At 29.0% G+C, this 8,343-nt stretch carries 9 protein-coding genes and 1 pseudogene; 9 read left to right on the forward strand and 1 reads right to left on the reverse strand.

The features are described 5' to 3' along the window. Together J7M77_RS12120 and J7M77_RS12125 are read left to right on the forward strand one after the other, a co-directional pair. The coding region (locus J7M77_RS12120; RefSeq protein ID WP_296878914.1) for a DUF3656 domain-containing protein at positions 1–1,082 on the forward strand (1,082 nt) is incomplete at its 5' end. A 59-nt stretch (positions 1,083–1,141) separates the two neighbouring features. After that, entirely contained in the window at positions 1,142–1,528 is a 387-nt protein-coding gene (locus tag J7M77_RS12125; protein ID WP_296878916.1) for a helix-turn-helix transcriptional regulator, read from the forward strand. Positions 1,529–1,541: 13 nt separating this feature from the next. Here the strand turns inward: J7M77_RS12125 and J7M77_RS12130 are convergent, their stop codons facing one another. Continuing rightward, positions 1,542–2,093 carry a metallophosphoesterase gene (locus J7M77_RS12130; RefSeq protein ID WP_296878919.1) on the reverse strand — a complete coding sequence of 184 codons (552 nt, stop codon included), beginning with the start codon at positions 2,091–2,093 and terminating at the stop codon, positions 1,542–1,544. A 249-nt stretch (positions 2,094–2,342) separates the two neighbouring features. Here J7M77_RS12130 and J7M77_RS12135 point away from each other — a divergent pair, with 249 nt between their 5' ends. The 7 genes and pseudogenes from J7M77_RS12135 to J7M77_RS12165 form a co-directional block, all read left to right on the forward strand. Continuing rightward, positions 2,343–2,657 carry a PTS sugar transporter subunit IIB gene (locus tag J7M77_RS12135; protein ID WP_296878921.1) on the forward strand — a complete coding sequence of 105 codons (315 nt, stop codon included), beginning with the start codon at positions 2,343–2,345 and terminating at the stop codon, positions 2,655–2,657. A 66-nt stretch (positions 2,658–2,723) separates the two neighbouring features. Then, positions 2,724–3,041, forward strand: coding sequence for a PTS sugar transporter subunit IIB (locus J7M77_RS12140; RefSeq protein ID WP_296878923.1), 318 nt, complete (start codon positions 2,724–2,726; stop codon positions 3,039–3,041). Positions 3,042–3,149: 108 nt separating this feature from the next. Then, positions 3,150–3,422: an ACT domain-containing protein gene (locus tag J7M77_RS12145; protein ID WP_296878925.1), complete on the forward strand. Its 273-nt coding sequence runs from the start codon at positions 3,150–3,152 to the stop codon at positions 3,420–3,422. An 11-nt stretch (positions 3,423–3,433) separates the two neighbouring features. Next, positions 3,434–4,798, forward strand: coding sequence for a PFL family protein (locus J7M77_RS12150; RefSeq protein ID WP_296878927.1), 1,365 nt, complete (start codon positions 3,434–3,436; stop codon positions 4,796–4,798). Between the two features lie 48 nt (positions 4,799–4,846). Beyond that, complete coding sequence (locus tag J7M77_RS12155) at positions 4,847–6,073, forward strand: ATP-binding protein (RefSeq protein WP_296878929.1); 1,227 nt, start codon at positions 4,847–4,849, stop codon at positions 6,071–6,073. 13 nt (positions 6,074–6,086) lie between these two features. Then, on the forward strand, positions 6,087–7,814 hold the full coding sequence (locus J7M77_RS12160; protein WP_296878931.1) for a GNAT family N-acetyltransferase: 1,728 nt from the start codon (positions 6,087–6,089) through the stop codon (positions 7,812–7,814). 66 nt (positions 7,815–7,880) lie between these two features. Beyond that, a pseudogene (locus J7M77_RS12165) lies at positions 7,881–8,343 on the forward strand (amidophosphoribosyltransferase); the annotation flags it as partial.

An 8,343-nucleotide genomic window follows, 5' to 3' on the forward strand; every position in this document is an offset into this window, starting at 1 on the left:
ACACTGCACCATCATTAACGGTTAAATATCAAGATCATGTAGTGTCAACTGTTTCCAATTTAATCATTGAACCAGCTAAAAAACTGCCATTAGATAAAAAGAGGATTGAAAAGCAATTAGCTAAATTAGGAAATACTGTTTTTAAAGCTAAAGAAATAACGGTTGATTTTCCGCAAAATGGCTTTTTTTCAATAACCGAAATTAACGAAATGCGTCGTATTGCAATTTCGCTATTGATTGAACAAATTAATTATCAGGATACTGTAAACTATCCTGAATTTAATGAAAAGAGTCATCATTTAACTAAAGAAATAAAAGGAATCGATGTTAGAGTTTTTAATCTCCAGCAACTGGAAGCTTTAATAACTTGCAAGATTCATCATTATTATTTTCCCATTTCTAATCAATTAGAAGCGGCAATAAATTTGGCTCAAAAATATCATAAAAAAATTATTCCCTTTACTGGTTTTTTAACACCAGTAAATGCTTTAACAGAATTTAAAAATAGTAATTTTTATAATCTTGTTGATACGATCATGGTGGCAAACTTTGATGGATTAGAACTGTTTAAAGATAAAAAATGTATTTTGGATTTTAATTTCAATCTCTATAACAGCTATGCTTTACAGTATTTTCAAAATTATCCTTGCATTCTTTCATTAGAAATAACCAAAAAAATGATCAATCAATTAAATGATGTAAAACAGGATATAATTTTAACTGTATATGGTAAGACAATTAATATGCATTTAAAACATTGTTTGATTTCTGATTGTTATTTTAATGAAAAACGACCTGGATGCAATCTTTGTAAAAATGGAAATTTTAAGCTAGTTGATCGTAAAGGAGAAAAGTTTACGATCATGAGCGATGAGTATTGTAATAATTTGTTATTCAATAGTCATTATTTATATATCGATCATGTCGATCATCTTGATGTTGATTATCTTTTACTATCATTTAGTGATGAAACTAAAGAAGAATGTTTAGCTGTTTTTCTTGATTATGTTAATATTATCAATAACAAACCACGACAAAATTATTTAAAAAGTAAAATAACTAATGGGTATTTTTACGATTAATTATCGAATTATACAAATAAATGTTCTTATAAACCAAAAATTATAAATAAAAGCAAAAGATGTTGTTGCACCAAAATAAGGAAAATGCTAAAATTTATTTAGCGGAGGTGTACAGATTGATTGATAAAGATTTAGCAGCGAGATTAAAATCATATCGGAATTTCAAACATTTAACTCAAAAAGACGTTGCTGCATATTTAAAAGTCCCTCATTCAGCAATTTCGGATATTGAAAACGGAAAAAGAGATATTACAGTTAGTGAATTAAGAATTTTTTCTAATTTATATGGACGTAGTGTTGAAGAAATAATGAGCGGTAAAAAGTATGATTATTATAATATTGCAAATATTGCGCGTCTTTTAACTGAATTACCTGATGAAGATTTAAAAGAAATTATGTTCATGATTGAATATAAACGAAAAAGATTAGAAAATAAGGGTAAGTAAAAAAGCTAGTTATCTAGCTTTTTTGTTTTAGCAATTCTTTAAATTCCTCAAGAACAGTTTTACCATCTTCTAAAACTAATTTCGTACATTCCTGATCGGTTTCACTATTATAATAATTAACTTGTAAACTGTTATTTTCGATTACTACAATTGCGTAAGTGCCAAAACCATAACTGCCACGGTTGATCATGACACTGCCAGGATTAATAATATAATGATCATCGATAATCGAAAATGCTGGTACGTGGGTATGACCATGAAAACAGAGATTAATATTATTTTTAAGCATGTATTGATATAAATAATCATTACCAAAATAAACATTATGATTTTGACCATGAACGACTAGACAATTATAATTATTTACTTTAAAGGTAATTTCTAAAGGGAAAGAAGCACTATCATGATTGCCTTTTACTGTTAAATATTTTTTTAATAAAGGATCATCTATTTCTAAAGAGGAGTCACCACAATGAATATAATAATCCATATCAGGATGCTGGTTAGTAATTCTAGTAAATAAATCATTTTGTAGATGGGTATCGCTTAAAATAAGTAGTTTCATTTTTATCACCGGTTTTACTGTAAAATAATTAAAACCGCCTCCTTTTTATTAATGATAGCATGATTTTTATGAAAAATAAAATATTGTCTTAAAAAAGTTGTTTTGAATATTAAACGATTAAATCAAGATAATTTGCTATTCAGGTTTTTTTAATCATAAAAAATAGGCTAAAAGGAACAAGAAAGTGTTTACATTCTTTGGCTTTCGGTGTAAAATTAACTTAGGTTGAAAAAAGGAGTGTATATAATTATGAAAACTATTTTATTAGTATGTTCAGCAGGTATGTCTACTAGTTTACTAGTAACAAAAATGGAAGGTGCTGCTAAAGAAGCTGGAGTTGAATGCAAAATCTTTGCATTACCATTCTCTGATGCACCAAGAGTATTAGAAGAAGTTGATTGCATTTTACTTGGGCCACAAGTAAGATTCCAAAAAGCTGCAATCGAAAAATTAGCTGCAGGACGTAAAGCTGGTCCTATCCCTGTAGACGTAATCGATATGAGAGATTATGGAACTATGAACGGAAAAGCAGTATTCGAATCAGCAATGAAAATGATTGGATAGTTAGACAAAAAAAGGTATTTTTAATACCTTTTCTATTATTTTTGGTAATAAAAGGAGAAAGAATATATGGCAACAAGAATTATGTTAGTTTGTGCTGCTGGTATGTCTACTAGTTTATTAGTAACTAAAATGGAAGTAGCAGCAAAAGAAGCTGGAGAAGAAGTAGAAATCTTCGCTTTACCACTTTCTGAAGGTGAAAAAATTATTGATACTGTAGATTGCGTATTACTTGGCCCACAAGTTAGATATGCTAAAAAAGAAGTAGAAAAAATCATTAAAGATACTGGTAAAGATATTCCTTATGATGTAATCGAAATGAAAGATTACGGAATGATGAATGGTAAAGCAGTTTACGAATTTGCTAAAAAATTAATGGGGAAATAATTGAAATGGGTCTTAGACCCATTTTTTATTTTCGCAAATTTGGTTTAAGGGTTTTATAATATTTGTTACTGTGATATAATATCGTCAATATTAGGAGGTAAATAATTAATGCAAAAGGGTATTATTACTGTAGTTGGAAAAGATCAAGTAGGAATTATTGCCAAAGTATGTTCTTTTCTAGCAAAAAAACAAATTAATATATTAGATATTTCACAAACAATTATTCAAGGTTATTTTAATATGATGATGATTGTTGAATTAACTAGTGTTATTGACGAATTTTCAACTGTATGTGATGAATTAGATAAATTAGGGCAAGAAATTGGTGTAAATATTAAATTACAGCATGAAGATATTTTTAATAAAATGCACCGTATTTAAGGAGATTAATAATGATTAATTTATTTGAAGTTACGGAAACAAATAAGATGATCGAGCAGGAAAATCTTGATGTTAGAACAATTACTTTAGGAATTAGTCTGCTTGATTGCATGGATCAAAACATTGATGTTTTATGCCAAAATATCTATGATAAAATCACTACAGTAGCTAAAGATTTAGTATCTGTAGGTAAACAAATCGAAATGAAATATGGAATACCAATCGTTAACAAACGAATTTCGGTAACTCCTATTGGTTTTGTTGGGGCTAATGCTTGTAAAAGTACTGCTGATTTTGTCAAGATTGCAAAAACATTAGATAAGTGTGCTAAAAAAATTGGCGTGAATTTTATTGGTGGCTACAGTGCAATTGTATCTAAAGGGATGACTAAAGCTGAAGAGTTATTAATCCGTTCCATTCCAGAAGCTATGAAAGTTACTGATAACGTTTGTAGTTCGGTTAATGTTGGTTCAACAAAAACCGGAATTAACATGGATGCCGTTAAATTAATGGGGGATATTATTCATGAAACGGCTGATTTAACTAAAGAAAATGATTCAATTGGTTGTGCAAAGTTAGTTGTATTATGTAATGCACCTGATGATAATCCATTTATGGCTGGCGCTTTCCATGGTGTTAGCGAAGCTGATGCGATAATCAATGTAGGGGTTAGTGGTCCTGGAGTAGTAAAAAATGCGATTGCTAAAGCTAAAGGAAAAGATTTTGGTCAGTTATGTGAGATCATTAAAAAAACTGCTTTTAAAATTACTAGAGTTGGTCAATTAGTAGCTTTAGAAGCATCTGAAAAACTAGGTATTCCTTTTGGAATTATTGATTTATCACTAGCACCAACACCAGCTATTGGTGATAGTATTGCTGAATGTTTAGAACAAATGGGATTAGAAAGTGTCGGTGCTCCAGGAACTACGGCAGCACTAGCTATATTAAATGACCAGGTTAAAAAAGGTGGCGTGATGGCTTCTTCTTATGTTGGTGGTTTAAGTGGTGCTTTTATTCCAGTAAGTGAAGATCAAGGAATGATCGATGCTGTTAATCGTGGTGCCTTGACATTAGAAAAACTAGAAGCCATGACTTGTGTTTGTTCAGTTGGTCTTGATATGATTGCTATTCCTGGAAATACTGCTCCAGCAACAATTTCTGGAATAATTGCTGATGAGATGGCCATTGGAATGATCAACCAAAAAACAACGGCAGTGAGAATTATTCCAGTTATTGGTAAAGATGTTGGAGAAGTAGTTGAATTTGGCGGCTTACTTGGTTATGCTCCAATTATGCCAGTTAACAATTTTAGCTGTCAGGAATTTATTGATCGTGGTGGTAGAATTCCAGCACCAATTCATAGTTTTAAAAACTAAAAGGCGATTTTTCGTCTTTTTAAATTATATGGAAAAGAGGAATCAATTATGGATGAGTTAATAGTTTTTAATCCTTTGTTTCAAGATGAAAGAATAAAATCTTGTTTTGAAATGTATAATGAAATAATTAATGGTAATCTTAAAAATAGCAACAGTTTTGTATCACTATTAATTAAATTAGCTGAAGAGTATAATTTATATGATAATTTGTTTAACAGTTTACTTACTTATTTATTAATTAATAATGAAAATTCTTTTACTTTAGCTTTAGAAAGAAAACAAGTTGTTGCTGATAATTTAAAAGCCGTTGTTATGAATGATTTTGCAATCATTTTTAAAATGTTTAATAGTGATTTTAGCAATCTAGAGCCATTGCAACAAAATTTAATTAGTAATTTTACACCATCTAAACCAGTAATTAATCAAGAACTATTTGAAGTTTCAACAACACTACAAGACAGCTTAACTAAATGTGGCGATCTAGAATCTTTTTATCAGATTTTAGAAAACTTCTTTGCAACTTATGGGGTTGGGAAGTTTGGATTAAATAAAGCTTTTCGTTATGAAAATCAAGAAATCGTACCAATTATTCATATTGGTAATGGTAAACTTCACCAATTAATTGGTTATAAAACACAAAAACAAACCCTTAGAAACAATACAGAAGCCTTTCTAGCGGGTAAAAAAGCTAATAATGTTTTATTATATGGCGATAGCGGAACGGGTAAATCAAGCAGTATAAAAGCGTTATTGAATGAATATTATAAAGATGGTTTACGAATGATCGAAGTCTATAAACATCAATTTAAAGATTTACCAAAGATCATTCAACAATTACAGTCCCGTAATTATAAATTTATTTTATTTATGGATGATCTATCATTTGAAGAATTTGAGATTGAATATAAATATTTAAAAGCGGTAATTGAAGGCGGTTTAGAAAAGAAACCCGATAATATTTTAATTTATGCTACCAGCAATCGTCGTCATATCGTTAAACAAACATGGAGCGAACGTGAAGACCGTGATGAGGTAAATATTAATGATGCTAAACAGGAAAAAACATCATTGAGTTCACGTTTTGGAGTGAAAATTTTGTTTATGCATCCAGATCGCATTAATTTTTTAAATATCGTCGATGGACTTGCTAAACAATATGGTCTAGAGATGGAACAAGATGAATTACATCAAAAAGCATTAACATGGGAAATTCGTCATGGCGGGTTTTCAGGACGTACAGCTAAACAATTCATTCATGCAATGTTAGGAAAATAAAAGCAGAGGTATTATGAAAAAATTATTAATTTCGGATTATGATAAAATAAAAAAATATTTAGATGATGCTGATTATGAAGGCTATAATTCTAATTTTGTAACTATGATGATGTGGGATCATGAATATGAAATATATTATGAAATAAATGAAAACTATCTAATCATGTTACATACATACTTAAATGAACACTTTTTTTCAATGCCATTTTGTAAAGTTGAATATTACAAAGAAGCAGTTGAATATATGTTAGAATATGCAAAAAAGCACAATTTTCCATTTCGAATTGATCTAGCTGTTGATAAATTTACTAATGAAATTAAAAAGATGTATCAAGACAAATTTCTTTATTTACATAATGAAGACTTTGATGATTATATTTATGAAAAGAAATCACTAGAAACACTAGCTGGCAAAAAGATGCAAAAAAGGCGTAACCATTTTAATGCCTTTATCAAAGAAAATCCTGATTATATTTATAAAGAAATTGAAGATCAGGATATTGATAATGTTTTAAACTGTTTAAAACGCTGGGATAGTGATCATCGTAATGAACAAAGTGTTATTTCTGAATTTATTGGAATTGTTTATTTATTAGTTCATCGTCATGAATTGAATATTAAAACCGGTTGTATTTATCTTGATGGTCAATTAGAGGCTTTTATTATTGGTTCACCGTTAAAACATAAAACAGTGCAAATCCATGTAGAAAAAGCTAATAAAAATATTCGGGGATTATATGTAGCAATTGGAAAATTCTTTTTAGAGAAAAACTATGAAGATTATCAGTTTGTTAACCGCGAAGAAGATATGGGATTAGAATCGCTTAGGCGAGCTAAAAAAATGCTTCATCCCGTTAAAATGTTATCTAAATATACAATTGTTTTAAACAATCAGTCAATCGTTAAAGCAACTAAAAATGATACTGCTAAGATAATTGAATTATGGAAAGCTAGTTTTCAAGATGAAGATGAACAATCAACTAAATTCTATTTTGATTATTGTTATCAAAGTGATAATACCTATTTGCTAAAAAATAATGATAAAATTGTATCAATGCTCCAAATTGTACCTTATACAATTAGTATAGATAATCAGGATAATTTAGCTTACTTTATTTTAGGAGTTGCTACTGATAAGAATTATCGGGGGCAGGGACTAATGAAAAAATTAATGAATCATGTATTATCCTTACCTAAATATGAGAATCAAAAAATATTATTACAAGCATATCAGCCGGAAATATATTATGGTTTTGGTTTTAAAGAAGATTATTTTCATAAAAAGGTAAAGGTTGATTTATCGAAATACAATCATGATAATCATTTAAAAATAATTGATGATTATGATTTTACTAAATCATTAATATTATATCAAAATTTTACTAGTAATTTTAATGGCTATCGTAAACGTGATTTGGATTATTATAAAAAATATCTATTACCACGCTGTAAAGCCTATAATGAAACTTTAAAAATATTTTATGATAATACTAAAGCAGTCGGTTATGCTATTTACAGTGAAAATGATAAACAAATTAAAGTTAGTGAAATTATTTATCAAAATGATGACGTTTTAAATAAAATGATTACTGCTTTAGCTGATATAAATAAAGATCTTATTGTGGAAACGGATATGAATGCAAACATTCAAGGAGAAACCGAAATCGTTTGTACGATGATGACAAATTTTCTAAAAAATAATTGTCAAGATAATAAATTTTATATTAATGAGTGTCTATGAGATAATTTTTTATTGACTAACTTCTTTTGTCATTATAAAATAACTTTGATTAAAGGAGGATAGTCTATGTACTACGATAATCGAGAATTACATGAAGAATGTGGTGTTTTTGCAGTATGCGGTTATAACAATGCGGCGGCTATGTGTTACTATGGATTACATAGTTTACAACATCGTGGTCAAGAAGCAGCAGGAATTATTGTTAAAGATAAAGAATCATTATCAATTCAAAAAGGGGAAGGTTTAGTTACTGAAGTATTTGACCAGGATAAGATATCTAAAATGGTTGGTGATTTCGCTATCGGTCATGTTCGTTATTCAACTGCCGGTGGTGGCGGAATTGCTAACGTACAGCCATTATTATTTAGAACTTTAAATGGTTCATTAGGAATTGCTCATAATGGTAATATTGTTAATGCGAATATTTTAAAACGAGAATTAGAAAAAAAGGGAAGTATTTTTTCTAGTACATCAGATACAGAAATTTTAGGTCATTTAATTATGCGAGAAGAAGGGCATATGATTGATC

The organism is Thomasclavelia sp. (assembly GCF_017889095.1).
Classification (GTDB): Bacteria; Bacillota_I; Bacilli_A; order Erysipelotrichales; family Coprobacillaceae; genus Thomasclavelia.